General features: G+C 74.4%; 21 protein-coding genes. 8 read left to right on the forward strand and 13 right to left on the reverse strand.

The window, feature by feature from the left end:
• Positions 1 to 9: 9 nt before the first annotated feature.
• The gene (locus tag OIE69_RS26970; protein WP_089221580.1) at positions 10 to 492 is read left to right on the forward strand and encodes a MarR family winged helix-turn-helix transcriptional regulator; all 483 of its coding nucleotides are present in this window, start codon (positions 10 to 12) and stop codon (positions 490 to 492) included.
• A gap of 10 nt (positions 493 to 502) precedes the next feature.
• On the opposite strand, the gene OIE69_RS26975 is transcribed toward OIE69_RS26970, so the two are convergent.
• On the reverse strand, positions 503 to 1,987 hold the full coding sequence (locus OIE69_RS26975; protein ID WP_326576334.1) for an SDR family oxidoreductase: 1,485 nt from the start codon (positions 1,985 to 1,987) through the stop codon (positions 503 to 505).
• Positions 1,988 to 2,078: 91 nt separating this feature from the next.
• The gene (locus OIE69_RS26980; RefSeq protein ID WP_326576336.1) at positions 2,079 to 2,789 is read right to left on the reverse strand and encodes a dienelactone hydrolase family protein; all 711 of its coding nucleotides are present in this window, start codon (positions 2,787 to 2,789) and stop codon (positions 2,079 to 2,081) included.
• A 181-nt stretch (positions 2,790 to 2,970) separates the two neighbouring features.
• Between OIE69_RS26980 and OIE69_RS26985 the strand changes: the two genes are divergently transcribed.
• Genes OIE69_RS26985 through OIE69_RS27005 form a run of 5 tightly spaced genes read left to right on the forward strand, consistent with a single transcriptional unit; the run spans position 2,971 to position 8,378 of the window.
• Positions 2,971 to 4,242, forward strand: coding sequence for an NAD(P)/FAD-dependent oxidoreductase (locus OIE69_RS26985; RefSeq protein WP_326576338.1), 1,272 nt, complete (start codon positions 2,971 to 2,973; stop codon positions 4,240 to 4,242).
• Positions 4,236 to 4,991 (forward strand): DUF1365 domain-containing protein, encoded by a 756-nt coding sequence (locus OIE69_RS26990; protein WP_326576340.1) that lies wholly within the window; start codon positions 4,236 to 4,238, stop codon positions 4,989 to 4,991. The genes OIE69_RS26985 and OIE69_RS26990 overlap by 7 nt, the downstream gene beginning before the upstream one ends.
• A gap of 2 nt (positions 4,992 to 4,993) precedes the next feature.
• Positions 4,994 to 6,268 (forward strand): class I SAM-dependent methyltransferase, encoded by a 1,275-nt coding sequence (locus tag OIE69_RS26995; RefSeq protein ID WP_326576342.1) that lies wholly within the window; start codon positions 4,994 to 4,996, stop codon positions 6,266 to 6,268.
• The gene (locus tag OIE69_RS27000) at positions 6,265 to 7,551 is read left to right on the forward strand and encodes a cyclopropane-fatty-acyl-phospholipid synthase family protein (RefSeq protein WP_326576344.1); all 1,287 of its coding nucleotides are present in this window, start codon (positions 6,265 to 6,267) and stop codon (positions 7,549 to 7,551) included. Before OIE69_RS26995 ends, OIE69_RS27000 begins: the two co-directional genes overlap by 4 nt.
• Positions 7,552 to 7,556: 5 nt before the next feature.
• Positions 7,557 to 8,378 (forward strand): DUF1295 domain-containing protein, encoded by an 822-nt coding sequence (locus OIE69_RS27005; protein ID WP_326576346.1) that lies wholly within the window; start codon positions 7,557 to 7,559, stop codon positions 8,376 to 8,378.
• A 268-nt stretch (positions 8,379 to 8,646) separates the two neighbouring features.
• On the opposite strand, the gene OIE69_RS27010 is transcribed toward OIE69_RS27005, so the two are convergent.
• From OIE69_RS27010 to OIE69_RS27020, 3 genes are all read right to left on the reverse strand, one after another.
• Complete coding sequence (locus tag OIE69_RS27010; RefSeq protein ID WP_326576348.1) at positions 8,647 to 10,005, reverse strand: cryptochrome/photolyase family protein; 1,359 nt, start codon at positions 10,003 to 10,005, stop codon at positions 8,647 to 8,649.
• A gap of 569 nt (positions 10,006 to 10,574) precedes the next feature.
• Positions 10,575 to 11,357 carry an anti-sigma factor gene (locus OIE69_RS27015; RefSeq protein WP_326576350.1) on the reverse strand — a complete coding sequence of 261 codons (783 nt, stop codon included), beginning with the start codon at positions 11,355 to 11,357 and terminating at the stop codon, positions 10,575 to 10,577.
• A complete protein-coding gene (locus tag OIE69_RS27020; RefSeq protein WP_089222145.1) occupies positions 11,354 to 11,938 on the reverse strand; it encodes a sigma-70 family RNA polymerase sigma factor in 585 nt (194 codons plus the stop codon). Before OIE69_RS27020 ends, OIE69_RS27015 begins: the two co-directional genes overlap by 4 nt.
• Positions 11,939 to 12,037: 99 nt before the next feature.
• Between OIE69_RS27020 and OIE69_RS27025 the strand changes: the two genes are divergently transcribed.
• On the forward strand, positions 12,038 to 12,913 hold the full coding sequence (locus OIE69_RS27025) for an NAD(P)-dependent oxidoreductase (protein WP_326576352.1): 876 nt from the start codon (positions 12,038 to 12,040) through the stop codon (positions 12,911 to 12,913).
• Here the strand turns inward: OIE69_RS27025 and OIE69_RS27030 are convergent, their stop codons facing one another.
• The 3 genes from OIE69_RS27030 to OIE69_RS27040 all read right to left on the reverse strand — a co-directional run bounded on the left by OIE69_RS27030 (position 12,914) and on the right by OIE69_RS27040 (position 15,076).
• The gene (locus OIE69_RS27030) at positions 12,914 to 13,675 is read right to left on the reverse strand and encodes a bestrophin-like domain (protein ID WP_326576354.1); all 762 of its coding nucleotides are present in this window, start codon (positions 13,673 to 13,675) and stop codon (positions 12,914 to 12,916) included.
• Between the two features lie 3 nt (positions 13,676 to 13,678).
• Positions 13,679 to 14,401, reverse strand: coding sequence for a hypothetical protein (locus OIE69_RS27035; RefSeq protein WP_326576356.1), 723 nt, complete (start codon positions 14,399 to 14,401; stop codon positions 13,679 to 13,681).
• Between the two features lie 72 nt (positions 14,402 to 14,473).
• Positions 14,474 to 15,076: a TetR/AcrR family transcriptional regulator gene (locus tag OIE69_RS27040; protein WP_326576358.1), complete on the reverse strand. Its 603-nt coding sequence runs from the start codon at positions 15,074 to 15,076 to the stop codon at positions 14,474 to 14,476.
• A 62-nt stretch (positions 15,077 to 15,138) separates the two neighbouring features.
• Between OIE69_RS27040 and OIE69_RS27045 the strand changes: the two genes are divergently transcribed.
• Positions 15,139 to 16,095, forward strand: coding sequence for a beta-ketoacyl-ACP synthase 3 (locus tag OIE69_RS27045; RefSeq protein ID WP_326576360.1), 957 nt, complete (start codon positions 15,139 to 15,141; stop codon positions 16,093 to 16,095).
• Positions 16,096 to 16,162: 67 nt separating this feature from the next.
• Here OIE69_RS27045 and fabF read toward each other — a convergent pair whose 3' ends face one another.
• The 5 genes from fabF to OIE69_RS27070 all read right to left on the reverse strand — a co-directional run bounded on the left by fabF (position 16,163) and on the right by OIE69_RS27070 (position 21,088).
• Complete coding sequence (fabF, locus tag OIE69_RS27050) at positions 16,163 to 17,422, reverse strand: beta-ketoacyl-ACP synthase II (RefSeq protein ID WP_326576362.1); 1,260 nt, start codon at positions 17,420 to 17,422, stop codon at positions 16,163 to 16,165.
• Positions 17,423 to 17,486: 64 nt separating this feature from the next.
• On the reverse strand, positions 17,487 to 17,732 hold the full coding sequence (locus tag OIE69_RS27055; protein ID WP_326576364.1) for an acyl carrier protein: 246 nt from the start codon (positions 17,730 to 17,732) through the stop codon (positions 17,487 to 17,489).
• A 73-nt stretch (positions 17,733 to 17,805) separates the two neighbouring features.
• Positions 17,806 to 18,837, reverse strand: a complete 1,032-nt coding sequence (locus OIE69_RS27060; RefSeq protein WP_326576366.1) for a ketoacyl-ACP synthase III — start codon at positions 18,835 to 18,837, stop codon at positions 17,806 to 17,808.
• 14 nt (positions 18,838 to 18,851) lie between these two features.
• Complete coding sequence (locus OIE69_RS27065; protein ID WP_326576368.1) at positions 18,852 to 19,787, reverse strand: ACP S-malonyltransferase; 936 nt, start codon at positions 19,785 to 19,787, stop codon at positions 18,852 to 18,854.
• Between the two features lie 101 nt (positions 19,788 to 19,888).
• Positions 19,889 to 21,088: a PucR family transcriptional regulator gene (locus OIE69_RS27070; RefSeq protein WP_326576370.1), complete on the reverse strand. Its 1,200-nt coding sequence runs from the start codon at positions 21,086 to 21,088 to the stop codon at positions 19,889 to 19,891.
• Positions 21,089 to 21,141 lie beyond the last annotated feature (53 nt).

The raw sequence follows: 21,141 nt of genomic DNA on the forward strand, positions 1-21,141 counted from the left end.
GATGGGGGGGTGCCCGACAACCTCCAGGACGAGTCCCCGACCGGGCTGCACGCCTTCGCCGTGCAGCTGCGCCGGATGAACAGCGAGTTCAACCGCATCGCGCAGGACTTCGCGCAGAGCCAGAAGCTGCACCACACCGACGTGCAGGCGCTGGTCGCGATCCTGGACGGCGACGACCAGGGCGGGGCCATGACCCCCGGTCTGCTGCGCGAACGCCTCAACCTGACCTCCGGTGCCGTCACCGCCTGCCTGGACCGGCTGGAACGCGCCGGCCACATCCGCCGTACCCGCGACGCCGCCGACCGCCGCGTGGTCCATCTGCACTACGCCCCGCGGGGGGTGGCGGTGGCGCGGGAGTTCTTCCGTCCGCTCGCCCGGAGCACCGACGCGGCGCGCGCCCGCTTCACCGAGGACGAACTCGCCGTCGTGATGCGCTTCCTGGGCGCGATGAACGACGAACTGACCGCCCTGCGCGCCCCCGCCCCGGAGTGAGCCGCTGCCGTCACGGCCCCGCCGCGCCCTCCCGGGCCGCCGCGGCTATGTTGCGCGCCATGCCGCCGAAGACCACCGAGTGGAACGGCGACACGCTCCACCAGTACGCGTGCCCCGCCAGCCCGCGCGGATGGAACAGCGCCCGCTGCCCGTAGACGGTGCGCCCGGCGCCGTCCCGTCCGGCCGACAGCTCCAGCCAGGCCAGGCCCGGCAGCCGCATCTCGGCGCGCAGCCGCAGCAGCCGGCCGGGCTCGATCTCCTCCACCCGCCAGAAGTCCAGCGAGTCGCCCGCCCGCAGGTGCGCCGCGTCCCGCCGCCCCCGGCGCAGCCCCACCCCGCCCACGAAGCGGTCGAGCCAGCCGCGCACGGCCCAGGCCGGCGGGAAGGAGTACCAGCCGTTGTCGCCGCCGATGCCCTCGATGACCCGCCACAGCGCCTCGGGCGAGGCGTCCACGATCCGCGTCCGGTGGTCGCAGTAGAGGGAGCCGCCCGCCCAGTCCGGGTCCGTCGGCAGCGGGTCGCTCGGCGCGCCGGGCACGGAGGCCGAGGACCAGCGGGTGACCACGTTCGCCTCCCGGATGCGCTGCAGCGCCAGCCGCAGCGCCGGCTCGACGCCGATCATGCCCCCGGCCGGGTCCGGCACCCAGCGTGCGATGTCGTGGTCGTGGCAGACCACCTCGTAGCGCAGCGACTCCGTCAGGGGCCGCGCGATGCCCGCGGGCACCGGGGTCACCAGCCCCACCCAGTGGCTCGACAGCCGCGGCGTCAGCACCGGCACCGGCACGATCAGCCGCTGCGGCAGCCCCGCCACCTCGGCGTACAACAGCATCATGGCGCGGTACGTGAGCACGTCGGGGCCGCCGATGTCGAAGGCGCGGCTCACCTCGGGCGGCAGCGTGGCGCAGCCCACGAGGTAGCGCAGCACGTCCCGTACGGCGATCGGCTGGATCCGGGTGCTCACCCAGCGCGGGGTGACCATCACCGGCAGCCGTTCGGTGAGGTAGCGCAGCATCTCGAAGGAGGCCGAGCCCGAGCCGATGATCACCGCCGCCCGCAGCGCCGCCGTCGGCACGCCGGAGGCGAGCAGCACCCGGCCCACCTCGGCGCGCGAGCGCAGATGCGGCGACAGCTCACGCTCGGGCACCCCGGCGGGGGTCAGCCCGCCCAGGTACACGATCCGCCGTACGCCCGCGGCCCTCGCGCGGGACCCGAAGACCTCCGCGGCCTCCCGGTCCGTCCGTTCGAAGTCCCGCCCGCTGCCCAGGGCGTGGACGAGGTAGTACGCGACGTCCACGCCCTCCATCGCCGCCGCCACCGAGTCCGGGTCGGTGACGTCGCCCCTGACGACGTCCACCTCGCCCGCCCACGGGTGGTCGCGCAGCTTGCCGGGGGTACGGGCCATGCAGCGCACCTGGTGCCCCGCCTCCAGCAGCTCGGGGACGAGCCGGCCGCCGATGTAGCCGGTGGCGCCCGTCACCAGGCAGGTGAGGCTCATCGCGGACTCCCCGCGTCGCGGGCGAAGGGACCGGCCGGCGCGGTCCCCGGTGGCCGCGGGAGCGGGCGGGCACCCGTGCGCGGACGCGGGTTCATCGCGCTCCCTCCGTTCCCGGGGCGGTCAGCGCTCCCGCCACCTCCGGCGGCAGCGGGCCCAGCCGCAGCAGGCCGGCGAGCAGGCGTGCCGTCAGGGCGTGCCAGGTCCCGGCACCGCGCAGCATCGCGTGGTCGCCGCCCGGTACCACCAGGTGGCAGGCCTGGGCGCCCGCGGCCCGCGCCCGGTCCGCCAGGGTCAGCGAGCCGGCCGGATCGGTGACCCGGTCCCGGTCGCCGTGCAGCAGCACCAGGCGCCGTCCGGCCAGATGCCCCACCGGCTCGCCCTCGGGGCACCACGGCGCCAGCCCCACCACCGCGCCCACCAGCGGATGCCCGGCCGCGCGCAGCGCCGCCCGTCCGCCCATCGAGTGCCCCACCAGCACCACGGGCACCTCCCCGGCCCGTTGCCGCAGCGCCTCCAGCGCCCGCAGGGCGTCCCGCGCCGCGTCCTCCCGCTCGCCGTTCCAGCCGCGGTGCCGGTAGCGGACCCCGGCCAGCACCACCCCGTGCCCGGTGGTGGCCCGGCCGATCGCCCGGACGAACGGACGCATCCGGGCCCCCGGAAGGTTCAGCGCCGGTGGCGGTTCCAGGCCCTCCGCGCGGCCGCCGTGCAGCACCAGGACGGCGGCGTGCGGCCGCTGGGGCAGCACGTACGGCACCAGCGCCGGGCACGGCCGCCCGCCGCCCGCTTCGTCACCGTACGTCATGGAATTCGCCTCTCTCGTGTGCTCTCCGTCATTATCGGCCGCCCCCCGCGGCCACGCCCGTCACATACCTCCACCCATGGATTCGCCGCCGCGTGCCCGGCGGATTGCCGTACGGACCAATCCGCCCGGCGGCCGGCTCCGAACCACCGGCAGGGAGAGGAACACGACGAAGGGACGGGATGTGACCGACGGAAGGCGAAGGGTGGCCGTCGTGGGCAGCGGCGTCGCCGGGCTCACCGCCGCCTACCTGCTGCAACGGCACTGCGACGTATCGCTGTTCGAGGCCGACGACCGGCTCGGCGGGCACGCCCACACGCACGACGTACCCTCCTCCGACGGCCGGGTCACCGCCGTCGACAGCGGCTTCATCGTCCACAACGAGCGCACCTACCCCACCCTGCTGCGGATCTTCGCCGAACTCGGCGTCCCCACGCAGGAATCCGAGATGAGCATGTCCGTCCGCTGCGAGGGCTGCGGACTGGAGTACGCGGGCGCCCGCGGCCCGTCGGGGATCTTCGCGCAGCCGCGCAACGCGCTGCGCCCCGCCTATCTGCGTATGCTGGCCGAAGTGCCCCGATTCCACCGCCTCGCCCGGCGGCTGCTCGCGGAGGGCGGTTCCGACGACACCACCACGCTGGGGGAGTTCCTCGGCGCGGGGGAGTTCTCGGCGTACTTCACGGCCCATTTCATGACCCCCCTGGTCGCCTGCGTCTGGTCCTGCTCGCCGCGGACCGCGGCCCACTACCCGGCGGTCTACCTCTTCCGGTTCCTGGACCACCACGGGATGCTCTCGGTGGGCGGCGCCCCCACCTGGCGGACCGTCACCGGCGGATCACGCGTCTACGTCGAGCGCATCGTCAAACGGCTCACCGCGATCCGCACCGCCACCCCCGTACGCGCCCTGCGCCGGCACGCCGACGGTGCCGACGTCGTCACCGGTGACGGGGAGACCGAGACGTACGACGCGGTGGTCGTCGCCACCCACCCCGACCAGGCGCTGGGGCTGCTCGCCGACCCCACCGCGGACGAGCGCCGGACGCTCGGCGCCCTCACGTACTCCCGCAACCCGACGCTGCTGCACACCGACACCTCGGTGCTGCCCCGCGGCCGTGCCGCCCGCGCCTCCTGGAACTACCTCATGCCCACCTGCGCACCCGACCCCGGCGGGGTGCGCGTCAGCTACGACATGAACCGCCTCCAGCGGCTGGACATCCCCGAGCACTACCTCGTCACCCTCGGCGACGACGACCGCGTCGACCCGGCCCGGGTGCTCGCCCGCATGGTGTACGAGCACCCCGTCTACACCCCCGCGTCGCTGGCCGCGCGACGGCGGCTGCCCGCCCTCTCCACCCCCGTCACCGCCTACGCCGGGGCCTACCACGGCTGGGGATTCCACGAGGACGGCTGCCGCTCCGGAGCCGAGGCCGCCCGCCGGCTGGGGGTCCGATGGTGACCCCCGCAGGCCTGCCGCCGCAGGTGCCCGCCCTGTACGAATGCACGATCACCCACGTCCGCACCCGCCCGCGGCGGCACGCCTTCACCCACCGCACCTACATGTGGCTGACCGACCCCGCCCGGCCGCCCCGGTTCCCCGCCGCGCTGCGCCCGCTCGCCCGCTTCGACCCCCGCGACCACTTCGGCGGCCGGCACGCCACCGTACGGGCCGCCCTCGACGCCTACCTCGCCGCGCAGGGCGTCGACCTGCACGGCGGCCCGGTCCGCATGCTCTGCCACGCCCGCGTCCTCGGCCACGTCTTCAACCCGCTGACCCTGTACTGGTGCCACGACCCGGCCGGCACCCTCGTCTGCGTCGTCGCCGAGGTCCACAACACCTACGGCGAGCGGCACGCCTACCTGCTGCACACCGACGAACGCGACACCGCCCGCGTCGCCAAGGACTTCTACGTGTCCCCGTTCTTCCCTGTCGACGGCGGCTACCGCATGCGGCTGCCCGAGCCGCACGACCGGCTCCACCTCACCGTCCACCTGGAACGCCCCGGCGGCGCCACCCCGTTCACCGCCACCGTGCGCGGCGAGCGGCGCCCCGCCACCGCGCCGGGCCTGCTGCGGGCCGCCGCCCGGCACCCCTGGTCCACGGCCGCGGTGTCGGCCGGCATCCGCCGGCACGGCATCCGGCTGCTGCTGCGCGGACTGCCCGTGCAGCACCGTCCCGTCCACGCGCCCCAGGAGGGTTTCGAGTGACCATGTCCACCACATCCGTCCCCCTCTCCGCCTCCGCGCCCGCCGCCGGCGTGGACCCGCGCCGCTGGCCCGACGTCGCGGCACGGCCACGCTGCTCACGCCTGCGCGCCGCCGTCGCCGGTGCCGTCCTGCGACGTGCCCTGAGCGGGCTCCCGCTGCGCTGCCGCCTCGGCGAAGGCGGACCGGTCCTCGGCACCGGCGGCCCCGCGGTGCTGATCGCCGACCCCGAGGCCTTCAACCGCCGCGTCGGCACCGACGGCCTCATCGGCTTCGGCGAGTCCTACATGGCCGGTGAATGGGACGCGCCCGACCTGCCGGCCGTCCTCACCGTGCTCGCCTCGCACGTCACCGAACTCGTCCCGCGGCCGCTGCAGCGGCTGCGCTCCCTGTGGGCGCACCGGCAGCCCACCGAGCGGCGCAACACCCTCGACGGCGCCCGCGGCAACATCCACGACCACTACGACCTGTCCAACGACCTCTTCGCCCTCTTCCTCGACGAGACCCTGACCTACTCCTCCGCCGTCTTCCGCGGCTTCCCCGCCCGGCGCGCCCAACTGCCCGCCGCACAGCACCGCAAGATCGACCGGCTGCTCGACCTGGCGGGCGTCGGCGAGGGCACCCGGCTGCTGGAGATCGGCACCGGCTGGGGCGAACTCGCCGTCCGGGCCGCCCGCCGCGGCGCCCGGGTCGTCTCCGTCACCCTCTCCGAGGAACAACGCCGGCTCGCCACGGCCCGGATCGCCGCCGCGGGGCAGCAGGACCGGGCCACCGTGCAGCTGCGCGACTACCGCCAGGTGACCGGGAGCTACGACGCCGTCGTCAGCGTCGAGATGATCGAGGCCGTCGGCGCCGAGTACTGGCCGGTGTACTTCACCGCCCTGGACCGGCTGCTCGCCCCCGGCGGCACGGTCGCCCTCCAGGCGATCACCATGGCCGACGAGCGCATGCTCGCCACCCGCCACACCCACACCTGGATGCAGAAGTACGTCTTCCCCGGCGGGCTCATCCCCTCCCTGGAGGCGATCGAGCGGACCCTCGACGAGCACACCGCGCTGCGTGTCACCTCCTGCGACGGCTTCGGCCCGCACTACGCCGAGACGCTGCGGCTGTGGCGCGAGCGCTTCACCGAACGCGCCGCCGACGTCGCAGCCCTCGGCTTCGACGAGACCTTCCGCCGCATGTGGACCCTCTACCTCGCCTACTCCGAGGCCGGCTTCCGCTCCGGCTACCTCGACGTGTGCCAACTGCGGCTGGCCCGTGGGGAGGCCGCCGGGTGAAGGGCGCCGCGGACACCCTCGCCCCGCTGCTGGAGCAGTTCACGGGCGGCCCGCTGCCCGTACGGCTGCGGGCCTGGGACGGCAGCACCGCCGGGCCGCGCGACGCCCCCGTGGTCGTCCTGCGCTCCCGGCGCGCGCTGCGAAGACTCCTGTGGCAGCCCGGCGAACTCGGCCTCGCGGAGGCGTACATCACCGGGGACATCGACGTGCGCGGCGACCTCACCGAAGGACTGCGCGCCCTGTGGCACGCGGTGCGCGACGACGGGCTGCGCCCTCCCCGGCTCACCGCGGCCGACCGGCTGCGCGCCGCCGGCGCCGCCGTACGGCTCGGCGCGGTCGGGCCCCGGCCGCCCGCCCCGCGCGGCCGCGCCAGGCTCAACGGCACCCCGCACACCAGGAGCCGCGACCGGGCCGCCGTCAGCCACCACTACGACCTGTCCAACGACTTCCACGAACTCCTCCTCGACCCCTCCATGGCCTACTCCTGCGGCTACTGGACGCGCGACGGCGACCCCGCGTACGGCCTCGCCGACGCCCAGCGCGACAAGCTCGAACTCGTCTGCCGCAAGCTGGACCTGCGCCCCGGCACGCGGCTGCTCGACATCGGCTGCGGCTGGGGCGCGCTCGCCCTGTACGCCGCGCAGACCCATCGCGCGCAGGTCCACGCGGTCACCCTCTCCGCCGCCCAGCGGGACTTCGTACGGGACCGGATCCGCGAACGCGGCCTGGAGGAGTACGTCACCGTCGAACTGCGCGACTACCGCGACCTGGAGGGCAGCGGCGGCTACGAGGCGGTCACCGCGATCGAGACGGGCGAGCACGTCGGCGACGCGCACTACCCGCAGTTCGCCGGGGCGATCCACCGCATGCTGCGGCCCCGGGGCAGGGCACTGGTGCAGCAGATGTCCCGCGGCCGTGCCGCCCCCGGTGGCGGCGCCTTCATCGAGACCTACATCGCCCCCGACATGCACATGCGGCCGCTCGGCCGGACCGTGGCGCTGCTGGAGGACGCGGGTCTGGAGGTCCGGGCCGTGGAGTCGCTGCGCGAGCACTACGTGCGCACCGTGCGGGCCTGGCTGGCCACCCTGGAGCGGCGCTGGTCCGACGTCGTCCTCCTGGCCGGCGAGGAGACCGCGCGCGTCTGGCGGCTGTACCTGGCCGGCGGCGCGCTGGCCTTCGCCGAACGGCGCATGGGCGTCGACCAGATCCTCGCCGTACGGCCCACCGCCGACGGCACCGGCGGCACGGCCGGCACGCCCGCCGCCTGGTACGCGGGGTGGTGAGCGCGATGGACGGCTTCCCCTGGGGCGCGTTCGGGACGGGCGTGGCGGTGGCGGCCGGGGCCGCGCTCGCCGTCATGCTCGTCACCTTCGCCTTCGCGCTGTCCCGCGGCAGGCACCGCTACGTCGACGTCGCCTGGGGCGTGGCCTTCACCGCGGTCGCCGGCTCCGCGTACGGCATGTCCGCCGGGCACGGCGACCCGGCCCGCCGCGCCCTGGTGCTGGCGCTGACCGCCGTGTGGGGCCTGCGGCTCGCCGTCCACATCGCCCGCCGCGGACGCGGGCACGGCGAGGACCCCCGCTACGAGGCCTTCCTGGCCAAGGCCCGCGGCGGCCGGGCCGCCTACGCCCTGCGCGCGGTGTACCTGCTGCAGGGTGCGCTCGTCCTGGTCGTCTCGCTGCCCGTCCAGGCCGCCTCGTACATCCCCGGCCCGGTCGGCCCGGCCGTCGCGGTCGGTGTGCTGCTCTGGCTCACCGGCCTGCTCTTCGAAACCGTCGGCGACCACCAGCTGGCCCGCTTCAAGGCCGACCCGGCGAACCGGGGCCGCATCATGGACCGCGGCCTGTGGAGCTGGACCCGGCATCCCAACTACTTCGGCGACTTCTGCGTGTGGTGGGGCCTGTTCGCGGTGGCCTGCGACGCCTGGCAGGCCGCGGCGGTGTCCGCCGTGTCCCCGCTGCTGATGTCGTACCTGCTGACCCGGGGCAGCGGGAAGGCCCTGCTGGAACGGCACATGGCGGACCGCCCCGGCTGGCCCGACTACGCCTTGCGCACCAGCGGCTTCTTCCCCCGGCCCCCACGGAAGCGGGGCGGCGTTCCGCCGGGGTGAGGGGGCGGGGGCGTCACGGTGCGGCCGGTGGCGCCTCGGGGCGGGCGGTCCGGGTGCCGACGTCCGCGGGCTGGCGGGGCTTCACCGCCGCCGCGCTTCGCGACGTGGGTTCGCTCAGATGGGTCGAGTGCCTGCATCGAGGCGGGCGATGGGGGGTGGCTCCCGGCGGGCGGCACTGCCCGCGTGCCGGGAGCCGTGTCCGTCTCGGGGCGGGCGGCCCGGGGCCCGACGCCCCGGGCCGGCGCCGCGGCTCTCGACCCGTGGGGTGCTATGTGCCGCGGGCACCGCGGAAGCGGGCGAGGGCCTCGTCGAGGTCGACGAGCGGGGCTGGGTAGTCCAGGGCCTCCCGTTCGGCCTCGGGAAGGCGCCAGGGACGGTGCACTGCGCCGCCCCGCACCTCGGCCAGCTCGGGCACCCAGCGGCGTACGTAGACGCCGTCCGGGTCGAAACGGCGGGCCTGCACCAGGGGGTTGAGCACCCGGTTCGGGCGGGTGTCGGTGCCGGTGCCGGCCACCCACTGCCAGTTCAGCTGGTTGTTGGCGACGTCGCCGTCCACCAGCAGCTCCAGGAAGTGCGCCGCGCCGATCCGCCAGTCCACGTACAGCGTCTTCGTCAGGAAGCTCGCGGCCAGCAGCCGCGCACGGTTGTGCATCCAGCCCTCGTGCCGCAACTGCCGCATCGCCGCGTCGATCACCGGGTATCCGGTACGGCCCTCGCGCCACGCGTCCGCCTCGGGGCCGTCGCCGCGCCAGCGGTCGCCGCGCGGCCGCAGGTCCCGGGAGGCGGCGTCGGGGCGGGCGGCGAGTACCTGGTGGTGGAACTCGCGCCACGCCAACTGCCGTACGAACGCGTCAGCGCCGGGCCCGCCGGCGTCGCGGGCGCGCCGTACCAGCTCGGTGGCCGACAGACACCCGAAGTGCAGGTGGGGCGAGAGGCGCGAGGTGGCGTCGCCCGCCAGGTCGTCGTGGCGGTCCTCGTACGCGGCGAGCCCCGACGCCCGCCAGGCGCGCCAGCGTTCGCGGGCCTCGGTCTCCCCGCCCGCGGGCAGCCCGGGCGACGTGCCCTTCGGCGCCGTCGGGAGCGGCCGGGACGCCACGCCGTCCGGGACGCGGACCACGCGGGGCGCGCCCAGCGGGTCGCGCAGGTCCGCGCTCTCCCAGCGCCGGAAGTACGGGGTGAACACCCCGAAGCTGTCCTTGCCGGCCGGGGTCACCGCACCGGGCGGCACCGCGGTCAGCACGGCGTCGTGCACCCGCAGTTCGCGCCCCGCCCCGGCCAGCGCCTCCCGCAGCCGCTCCTCGCGCCGCGCGGCGTACCGGCTCACCCCGGCGGCGACGTGCACCTGCCCGGCACCGGTCTCCTCCGCGACCCGGCATGTCTCGCGCGCCACGTCCCCGCGGCGCAGCACCAGCCGCCCGCCGCGCTCGCGCAGCCCCTCGTCCAGGTCGGCGAGGCAGTCCGCGAGGAACGCGACGCGATTCGGAGCGGCGAAGCCCACGGCCTCGATGGCCTCGTCGAGCACGAACAGGGGGACGACCCGTTCCGCGGAGTCGAGGGCGGCCCGCAGGACGGGGTTGTCGTGCAGCCGCAGATCGGCGGTGAACAGGCAGATCGACGTCGTCGTCACGTCCGTTGCACTCCTCCTGGCCGGTATGCGCGCCCGGCGAGCCTATGGCGCCGCCCTCCGCCGCGGCGTGAGGCGCCCCGCCGCGCCCCGCGAGCCTGGGCGTTACCCGGGGAGCCACGTCCTCGCGAGCGCCCCCACGGCGGCGTTGGGTCCGGTCCCCCGCGCGGGGCCCTCGCCCCATGGGGGCCGGGCTCTCCTGGGGCTCCAGGCCTTCCTGGTCCTCGGGCGGTGGTCCGCGCCGCAGGGCAGCGGCAGGCGAGGCCGCGTGACCCTGCGTCGTGCCGGGTGGCCGGTATGGGGCGTCCCCGGGCGCTCGGGCACGGCTGTGCCCCGTGGGCGGGGCTCGCCCGGCTGCCCTCGGGGACGGGGGCTCCCCGGGCTTCGGTAGGCGGAGCCCTACCGTCACGGAGTGGTTGTACGGGTGCTCGCGTGGCGGTGTCCTCGGGGGAGGCGCTGCCCGGGGTCCGGCCGGGGTGCCGTGTCGCGGGCGAAGCCGTGCCTCCGGCCGGGCGGCCCGCCCCCGCGCACCGCACCGGACGGGGTGCGGCGCGGTGCGCGGCGCGGCGGCGTCACGCCGGGAAGTCCATCAGGGCCAGGGGGTCGGAGGTGGGCCTGGCGGAGCCGCCGGGGGGTTCGACGGTGATGCCCATGCCGGAGGCGCCGTCGACGGCGCCCTGGAGGAGCACAGCCTGGGTGGTGTCGCGGCCGGAGGGCTTCGGCATGAGGCCGGCGGAGCGCATCGTGCCGCCGTCGGCGTACCAGAGCTGGTAGACCCGGTTCCCGCTCAGCGCGGGCATGCCGTGGGCGAAGAAGACCGCGCGGTCCTGGCTGCGGGAGACGACGACGGTGCCGCTGGCGCCGCCCGCGAGCTTCGCGGAGGTCGTGACGGCGTCGGGGGCGGCCAGGACCCGGGAGATCTGCTCCGCCTGGGCCTGGGTCTGCCGGTTCTCCTGGCGCAGGTCGCCGAGCTGTTGCTGCTGCCAGACCGCCACCCCGCCCAGTGCCGCGGCCGCGGCGAGGCAGGCCGCGAGGGCGAAGCGGACGCGGCGCCGTGCGGGCTGCGGGGCGCGGCGGCGCGTCGCGCGGGCGGCGGCGCGCGGCGGCTCGGGCACCGACGGCGGCTCCTGCCGCACGTTGACGATGAGCCGCATGACGTCGTCCTTCATGCGGGGCGGGACGGGCTCGGCCGCCGCGAGCCCGAGGCGGGCGGCGGTCGCGCCCAGCTCGCGGACTTCCAGCGCGCAGGCCTCGCACTCCGCGAGGTGACGTTCGAACTCCGCGCGCTCGTGCCGGGCCAGCGCGTCGACGGCGTAGGCGCCGGTGAGGGTGTGCAGTTCGGCCTCGGTGCTCACGCGGTCACCCCCAGGCAGTCGCGCAGCCGGATCAGGCCGTCCCGGAGGCGGGTCTTGACGGTGCCCAGCGGCAGCGACAGCAGTTCGGCGACCTCCCGGTAGGTCAGCCCCCGGTAGTAGGCGAGCGTCACCGACTGGTGCTGCACCTCGGTGAGGGTGCGCATGCAGCGCCGCACCTGTTCGGCCTCCAGCCGGGCCTCGACCTGTTCGGTGACCTCGTCGTAGGCGGGGGTGCGCTCCAGCAGCGCCGCCTTCTGCTCGCGGTCCGCCGCCGCGCTGGCGGACCGCACGCGGTCCACGGCCCTTCGGTGGGCCAGGGTCATCACCCAGGTCATCGCGCTGCCCTTCTCCGGCCGGAAGCGGGCGGCGGTGCGCCACACCTCCACCAGCACCTCCTGCGTCACCTCCTCCGACTGGGCGGGGTCCCTGAGCACTCCGCGCACCAGCCCGAGCACCGGTCCGCTCACGGCGTCGTACAGCCGGGCGAAGGCCTCCTGGTCGCCGCGCGCGACGGCGAGCAGCAGCTCCGAGAGGTCCGGGCCCTGCCGTGCGGGCCTGCCGAACCGCAGCGGTTCCCTCACCACACCTCCAGCGTTCGATTCCGTGGGTCGCGGACAAGTGTCCCGTCCGGCATTCGGCGCCGCGAGCGTTTCGGATTGGTCCGTCGTACCGTGGCAGTCATGTCCGACACCACCTCAGCAGCAGTTCTCGGCACCGGCATCATGGGTGCCGCGATGGCCCGCAACCTCGTCAAGGCCGGCCTCGACGTCCGTGTGTGGAACCGTACGAAGGAGAAGGCCGAGCCGCTCGGCAAGGACGGCGCACGCGTCTGCGACACACCCGCGGAGGCGGTGGACGGCGCCGACGTGGTGCTGACCATCCTGCACGACGCGGACTCCGCCCTACAGGCCATGCGGCAGGCGGCGCCGGCGCTGCGGAAGGGCGCGGTGTGGGCGCAGTGCACCACCGCGGGCGTGGGCGCCCTCGGGGCGTTCGCGCAGTTCGCGCGCGAGCACGGCGTCGTCTTCCTGGACTCGCCCGTGCTGGGCACCCGGCAGCCCGCCGAGAACGGGCAGCTCCTGGTGCTGGCCGCCGGGCCGCAGGAGGCGCGGCAGGCGGTGGCACCGGTCTTCGACGCGATCGGCAGCCGCACCGTGTGGACGGGGGAGGACGCGGCCGAAGGCGCGGCCAGCCGCCTGAAGCTGGTGATCAACAGCTGGGTGCTCACCGTCACCCATGGCACCGCCGAGGCCCTCGCGCTCGCGAAGGGCCTCGGCGTGGACGCCGCGGACTTCCTCCAGGCCGTCTCCGGCGGCGCACTCGACATGGGCTACCTGCAGGCGAAGGCGGCGTCGATCCTGGCCGGCGACTTCACTCCCAGCTTCGCCGTGCACACCGCGGAGAAGGACGCCCGGCTGATCGTGGAGGCGGGGGAGTCCGTCGGGGTGCGGCTCGACGTGGCCGCGGCCGGTGCCGAGCGCTTCCGCCGTGCGGCCGAACTCGGCCACGGGGAGGAGGACATGGCGGCCTCGTACTTCGCGAGCTTCGAGAAGTGATCATCCGATGTGCGGGAAGAGGCTGGTGAAGGACGCCGCCGCCTCGGCGGCGTCCCGGCCGAACGGGGCGTCCAGGTCCCAGATGAGGAAGAGCAGGAAGGCGATCAGGGCGCTGTAGAGCCCGGCGAGGACCAGTTCGCGCCGGGAGCGCCGGATCTGCAGGCTGAAGATCAGTCCCACCGCGACGAGGGCGCCGGCGATCAGACCGAACCACACCACCCCCGGCATGGTCGGTCCGGCGTTCTCGCCGCGTCCGGTGCGCGCGTCGTCGGCGGCCGCGACCTGGTCGACGATCGGCTGGTACGCCTGGTTGGCCAGCGGGGTGCGCGGTTCGAAGTCGGTGACATCGCGGCGCACCTTGTCGAGGAGTTCCGAGCCGCGCTGCGTGTTCTCCCCGTGCTTGAGCATGTAGGGGATCTCCGTGTGCGCGACGTACGAGACGTACGAGTCCACATCGGCGCGCACCTGGTCGCGGACGGCCGCCGGGTAGACCTGGACGCGCTGCCGCACCTCGTGCAGGGCCTGGGTCTCGCGGTGGACGGTGTCCTCGGCGCCGCCGCGGGCCTCCCACACGCCGGCGATGGCGAGGCCGAGGACGATGGCGTACACCACGCCGATCATCATCGTCATGTACTCGATGACGTCGGGGGTCTCCGAGGGGTCGTCGTCATCGCCGACGCGGCGTTGGTTGATGAGCACGATGGTCAGCACCACGGCGCAGGCCGCGGCCATCGCGATGCCCAGGACGAGCCAGTCCGACATCGATCACCTCCGTGAGCGGGCTTGGGAGCGGGGCTTGAGCGCGGCGGCGGACAGGACCGCCGGGGCGGTGACGAGCAGCATGAGGTGGACGATGCTCGGCCCCTCGGGCGGGGGCGGCGCGCTCGCCTTGCGGTAGGCGACCGGCGGGAGTTCCGCGCGGTGCGTCGGGGTGGGGGTCGGCGTCGGCGTCGGTGTGGGCGTCGGAGTGGGCGTCGGAGTCGGGGTGGGGGTCGGCGTCGGGGTCGGCGTGGGCGTCGGAGTCGGGGTGGGGGTCGGCGTCGGGGTCGGCGTGGGCGTCGGCGCTGGAGCCGGTGCGCGGCGCACGGGGCGGGCGGGGGTGGGGCGCGGCGCCGGTCCGCAGGGGTGCCGCCAGGACACCGAGCCCCGGGAACCACCGCTGTCCGTGCGGGCGTTCACCGTCGACTCGTACGCGGGGCAGTGCCGCCGCCGGACGGTCGCGGACGAGCCGCCCTTGCCGGTGCGCGCGTCCACGGTGTCCCCGCCGTGGGTGACCCGGGCCCGCGTCTCCCCGTCGCGGGTCTCCACCCGGACGGCGCCGCCGCCGGTCTCGACACGTACGGTGCCGTCGGGCAGGAAGCGGACCATGGGCGGGCCCGGTGGCCCCGGTGGATCGTGCGCGTACGCCGTCCCCCCGGCCACCCACGGCCCCAGCACCGTCAGCGCCGCGGCCGCCGTGAGGCCGGCCCCCCTCAGCCAGATGCTCATGGACAAGATCCTGCGCGGTGCCGCGCGCGGCCATCCGGAGGACCGGGCCAATCCCCCCGAAGGGCTGATTCGTCAGCTCAGGACGCGCCGCAGCGCACGCCGGGCGCGATCGGGGGCGGATGCGTCACCGAAGAGCTGCACGGCGTGGTTGAGGGAGAAGTAGATCCCGTTCAGCTCGAAGACGAGCTGTTCCGGGTCGGTGCCGGTGGGCAGTTCGCCGTGCTCGACCGCGGCCCGGATGTCGCGGGTCAGCCGGCGCCGCCAGACGGTGTAGAGCCGGGCGACCGCCTCCCGTACCGGCCCCTCGCGGCCGTCGAACTCCACGGCGGAAGCGGTGAACAGGCAGCCGCCGGGGAAGGCCTCGCGTTCCCGGTCCAGGTAGGTCACCCATGCCTCGCAGATCGCGGTCAGCCGGGCGAGGCCGGGAGCGGCCCCCGCGGCGGGCACCCACACGGCGCGCGTGAAGATCTCCGAGGCCCGCCGCAGGGCGGCGATCTGCAGGGCCTCCTTGGTACCGAAGTGCCCCAGCAGCCCGGACTTGCTGATCCCGAGGTCGGCCGCGAGCCGGCCGATCGTGAGGCCCTCCAGGCCCTCCACGGAGGCGACCGCGACGCTGCGTTCGATGATCCGCTCACGGGTGTGGCGCGCCTCGGCGGCGGACTTGCGTGGGCTCATGCGGCCATCGTAGCCACCTCTCTCCCTTTAGAGTCCGACCGATCGGTCGCTATAGTGCCGCCATGACTGCATCCCGCATCGCCGCCCTGGGTCACCACCAGCCGCAACGTGTCCTCACCAACGACGATCTGGCCGCCATGGTCGACACCAGCGACGCCTGGATCCGGCAGCGCACCGGCATCGCGACCCGGCACATCGCCGCCGAGGACGAGACGGTCGCCGACATGGCGAGCGCCGCCGCCGGCAAGGCGCTCGCCGCGGCGGGCCTGGACCCCTCGGACGTCGACCTGGTCGTCGTGGCCACCTCCAGCGCCGTCGACCGCTGCCCCAGCACCGCCGCCCAGGTCGCGGCCCGGCTCGGCATGACGGCGCCCGCCTCCTACGACCTCAACAACGCCTGCGCGGGCTTCACCACCGCGCTCGCCGCCGCCGACCACTCGGTACGGGCCGGTGCCGCCCGGCACGCCCTGGTCATCGGCGCCGAGAAGATGTCCGACCTCACCGACTGGAGCGACCGCAGCACCTGCGTCCTGCTGGGCGACGGGGCCGGCGCCGCCGTCGTCAGCGCCGCCGATGCCGCCCCGGGGACGCTCCCCGGCATCGGACCGGTCGTGTGGGGCTCGGACCCCACCCGCGCCGACGCCGTCCGGCTGGCCGGCGCCTGGCAGCCCCGCTTCGCCCAGGACGGCCAGGCGGTCTTCCGCTGGGCCACCACGACCCTCGCCCCGATCGCGGAGGAGGCCTGCCGGCGCGCCGGTGTCGCCGTCGGCGACCTAGGCGGCATCGTGACGCACCAGGCCAACCTGCGGATCATCGAGGCCGTCGTACGTCGGCTGGGCGCCCCGCAGGCGGTGGTGGCCCATGACGTCGTCGACTCCGGCAACACCTCCGCGGCCTCCGTGCCGCTGGCCTTCTCCAAGCTCGTGGAGCGCGGCGAGCTCACCCCGGGCGCTCCCGTACTGCTGCTCGGCTTCGGCGGCGGGCTGTCCTGGGCCGGGCAGGTCGTCGGCTGCCCCTGATCCGGGAACGGCGGAGGGCCGGTCGGCCGCGCGAGCGGCTGACCGGCCCTCAGGGGTGCCGTACGGCTCAGGCCTTGAAGGCCATGACCACGTTGTGGCCGCCGAAGCCGAAGGAGTTGTTGACGGCCACGATCGGGCCCTCGGGCAGCTTCCGCGCCTCGGTGGAGACCAGACCCGGGTCGATCTCGTCGTCCAGCTCGACGATGTTGATCGTCGGCGGGGCGATCCGGTGGTGCAGGGCGAGGACGGTGGCGACCGTCTCGATGCCGCCGGCGCCGCCCAGCAGGTGACCGGTCATCGACTTGGTGGCCGAGATGGCCACGTGGTCGAGGTGGTCGCCGAGCACCTTGCGGAGCGCCTTGACCTCGGCGACGTCACCCTGCGGGGTGGACGTCGCGTGCGCGTTCAGGTGCGCGATCTGCGCCAGGTCCAGACCGGTCGCGGCGATCAGCTGCTCCAGCGCGGCGGCGATGCCGCGGCCGGTGGGCTCCGGCTGCGCGATGTGGTGGGCGTCGGACGACAGACCCTGGCCCAGCACCTCGGCGTACACCCGGGCACCGCGCCTGGCGGCGTGCTCGGCCGACTCCAGGACGACGACACCGGCGCCCTCGCCGAGGACGAAGCCGTCACGGCCCTTGTCGTAGGGGCGGGAGGCGCCCTGCGGGTCGTCGTTGTTCTTGGACATCGCCATCATGTTGGCGAACGCGGCGATCGGCAGCGGGTGCACCGCCGCCTCGGTGCCACCGGCCACGACGACGTCGGCGCGGCCGGAGCGGATCATCTCGTACGCGTAGCCGACGGCCTCGGCGCCGGAGGCGCAGGCGCTGACCGGGGTGTGCACACCGGCGCGGGCGTTGACCTCGAGGCTGACGTTGGCGGAGGGGCTGTTGGGCATCAGCATCGGCACGGTGTGCGGGGACACCTTGCGCGGGCCGGAAGTCTTGAGGTTGTCGTACTGGTCGAGCAGGGTGGTGACGCCGCCGATACCGGAGGCGATGACCGTGCCCAGGCGGTCGGGGTCGACCGAGCTGTCCTCGCCGGCCTTGGCGGTGAAGCCCGCGTCGGCCCAGGCCTCACGGGTGGCGATCAGCGCGAACTGCGCCGAGCGGTCCAGCTTGCGGGCGAGCGGTCGGGGCAGGACCTCCAGCGGCTCGACGGCGATCTGCGCGGCGATGCGCACCGTCAGCTCGGCGGCCCAGTCCTGCTTCAGGGGGGTGACGCCGGAACGCCCGGCGATCAGCCCTTCCCAGGTCGACGCGCTGTCCCCGCCCAGCGGAGTGGTTGCGCCGATACCGGTGACGACCACGGTGTGATTGGTCGGGCTCACAGGGATTGTCTCTCCACGTCTAGAAGGGCGGGCGACAGACACGTCGTCCAGGGGTGGTTCAGGCTCAGCCCTGAGCCTTGAGGATGTAGTCGACGGCGTCGCCGACGGTCTTCAGCTGCTTGACGTCGTCGTCCGGGATCTTGACCTCGAAGCGCTCCTCGGCGGCGACGACGACCTCGACCATGGACAGCGAGTCGACGTCCAGGTCGTCGGTGAAGGACTTGTCCAGCTGGACGTCCTCGGTCGGGATGCCGGCGATCTCGTTCACGATCTCCGCGAGACCCTCGACGATCTCTTCCTGGGTGGCCATGGCGGCGCTCTCCTTCTTCGTGCTGGTTACTACGGGCTGCGGCGGGCGGGAGTGCGCGCCGCGTAGGTGTTGCCTAGGGGAGGGTAACGACAGTGGCGGCGTAGACGAGCCCTGCCCCGAAACCGATGATCAGTGCCGTGTCGCCGCTCTTGGCCTGTCCGGTGGCGAGCAGACGCTCCATCGCGAGCGGGATCGACGCGGCGGAGGTGTTGCCGGTGGTCTCGATGTCGCGGGCGACCGCGACGTGCTCCGGCAGCTTGAGCGCCTTGATCATCGAGTCGATGATGCGCATGTTGGCCTGGTGCGGGATGAAGACGTCCAGGTCGTCCGCGGTGATCCCGGCGGCGTCCAGGGCCTCCTGGGCCACCTTGGCCATCTCGAACACGGCCCAGCGGAAGACGGTCTGGCCCTCCTGGGTGATCGCGGGGAACTTCAGCTCCCCGTCCTCGCCCACCGGCAGCTGCGAGACGTCGCCCACGCGGAAGCGGTCCCACGCCACGGTCTGGGTGATGGTGTTGGACTTGTCGCCCTCGGAGCCCCAGACGGTGGGGCCGATCTCGGGCTCGTCGGCCGGGCCGATGATGACCGCGCCGGCGCCGTCGCCGAAGAGGAAGGCCGTGGCACGGTCCGTCTTGTCCGTCAGGTCGCTCAGCCGCTCGACGCCGATCACCAGGACGTGCTTCGCGCTGCCCTCGGTGACCATGCCCTTGGCGAGGGTCACCGCGTACGTGAAGCCCGCGCAGCCCGCCGAGATGTCGAATGCGGCCGGCTTGCCGGCGCCGATCCGGTGCGCGATCTCGGTCGCGACGGCCGGGGTCTGCTTGAAGTGGGAGACGGTGGCGACGATGACGCCCCCGATGTCCTCGGCCGAGATCCCCGCGTCGGCGATGGCCTTGCCCGCCGCGATGACCGACATCTCGGCGACCGTCTCGTCCGGGCCGGCCCAGTGCCGGGTGGCGATGCCGGAGCGGGAGCGGATCCACTCGTCGCTGGAGTCGATGTTCTCCAGGATCACCTCGTTGGGCACCACACGGGTCGGCCGGTAGCCGCCGACGCCCATGATGCGCGCGTACGGGGACCCCTTGCTGGGCCTGATCTTCGCCATGTCTGCGGGGACTCCTATTCCTGGGTGCCGTGCTCGGCCACGATCGCGCGGGCGGCCTCGAGGTCGTCCGGGGTCTTCAGCGCCAGGGTCGCGACGCCGGGCAGCGCGCGCTTGGCCAGGCCCACCAGGGTGCCACCCGGCACCAGCTCGATGATCGCGGTGACGCCGAGCTCCTTGAAGGTCTCCATGCACAGGTCCCAGCGGACCGGGTTGGAGACCTGCGACACCAGGCGGGAGACGATCTCGGCGCCGGAGGCGACGACCGTGCCGTCGGTGTTGGACACGTACGGCAGCGCGGGGTCGGAGACCGCCAGCGTCTGGGCCAGCTCGTCGAGGACGGCCATGGCCGGGGTCATGTGGTGGGTGTGGAACGCGCCCGCCACCTTCAGCGGGATGACCCGCGCCTTCTCGGGCTTGTCCGAGGTCAGCTCCGCGAGCTGCTTCATCGTGCCGGCCGCCACGATCTGGCCGGCGCCGTTGATGTTCGCCGGGGTGAGGCCGAGGTTCTCCAGGTGGGCGACGACGGCGTCCGGGTCGCCGCCGAGCACGGCCGACATGCCGGTCTCGGTGACGGCCGCGGCCTGGGCCATCGCGGTGCTGCGGGTGCGGACGAAGGTCATCGCCGCTTCGGCGCTGAGTACGCCGCCGACGGCCGCCGCCGTGATCTCGCCGACGCTGTGACCGGCCACGGCGCCCAGCGCGGAACGCGCGGCGGCCGGGTCGCCGAACAGCTGCTCCGCCGCGAGCAGACCGGCCGCGACCAGCAGGGGCTGGGCGACGGCGGTGTCACGGATCTCCTCGGCCTCGGCCTTGGTGCCGAAGTGGGCGAGGTCGAGCCCGGCGGTCGAGGACAGACCGGCGAGACGGTCGGCGACACCGGGTAGTTCGAGCCAAGGGTTCAGGAAGCCGGGGGCCTGGGCGCCCTGGCCGGGAGCGACGAGTACGAGCACGCTTTCAACTCTCTCTTGAGCGAGGTGATCCCCGCCCGTGGGGACAGGGACCAAGAACCGACGGGCGATTTGTTGGTGTCCCACAAAAGCCCTCAGCGCATCTACGGTGTCTGCCCCGACTCGGAGAGTCGGCCCAGGATGAGCGCGATACGTAGGGTGAATGCGGAGCGCACGTCCGAGGGTGACCAGCCGGTGACGTCCGTCACACGTCGCAGCCGGTAGCGAACGGTGTTGGGGTGAACGAACAACATCCTGGCGGCCCCTTCCAGTGACGAGGCCTGTTCGAGGTAGACGGACAGAGTCTCAAGCAGTGCCGAACCAGCTTCCTCCAACGGCCTGTAGATCTCCTCCACCAGCTGATCGCGGGCGTGTCGGTCGCCCGCCATCGCGCGCTCCGGGAGCAGGTCGTCGGCGAGCACCGGGCGCGGCGCGTCGGGCCAGGCCGCGCAGGCCCGCAGGCCCGCGGCGGCGGCCTGCGCGGACTTCGACGCCGCCAGCAGGTCCCCCACCAGGGGCCCGGCCACCACCGGCCCGGCCGCGAACGGCCCGATCAGCGCCTTGGCCACCCGCAGCGGGTCCCCGTCGCCGCCCGCGACCACGATCAGCCGGTCGCCCAGCACTCCGGTGAGCACCTGCAGCTTGGCGTGCCGCGCCGCCCGCCGGATCGCCTCGACGGTGAGCTCGCTGTCGCCGTTGGGCGCCGTGCCCAGGACCACCGCGATCTTGTCGGGGGAGCTCCAGCCGAGCGCCGCCGCCCGCGACAGCACGCCCTCGTCCGCCTCACCGGACAGCACCGCGTTGACCACCAGGGACTCCAGCCGGGCGTCCCAGGCGCCGCGCGCCTCGGCGGCCTGGGCGTAGACCTGGGCCGTCGCGAAGGCGATCTCCCGCGCGTACACCAGCAGCGCCTCGCGCAGCACCGACTCGTCGCCGGGGGCCGCGACCTCGTCGATCGCCGACTCCATGACCTCGATGGTGGTGCGCACCATCTCCACCGTCTGGCGCAGCGAGATCGCCCTGGTCAGTTCCCGCGGGGCGGTGCCGAAGACGTCGGTGCTGATGGCCTGCGGGGTCTCCGGGTGGCGGAACCACTCCGTGAAGGCCGCGATGCCCGCCTGGGCCACCAGTCCGATCCACGAGCGGTTCTCCGGCGGCATGGCCCGGTACCAGGGCAGCTGCGCGTCCATCCGCGCGATCGCGGCCGCCGCCAGGCGCCCCGAGGACTTCTCCAGCCTCTTCAGCGTGGCGGTGTGGGAGTGGTCGCGGGCGGGGTCGAATGCGTTCAGCGCGGGTTCTGGCACGGGTACAAGCCTGCCTTATCCGGGCGGATGCATGGCACGGACCCCTCACCTCC

Source organism: Actinacidiphila glaucinigra (genome assembly GCF_035918135.1).
Lineage (GTDB): Bacteria > Actinomycetota > Actinomycetes > Streptomycetales > Streptomycetaceae > Actinacidiphila > Actinacidiphila glaucinigra.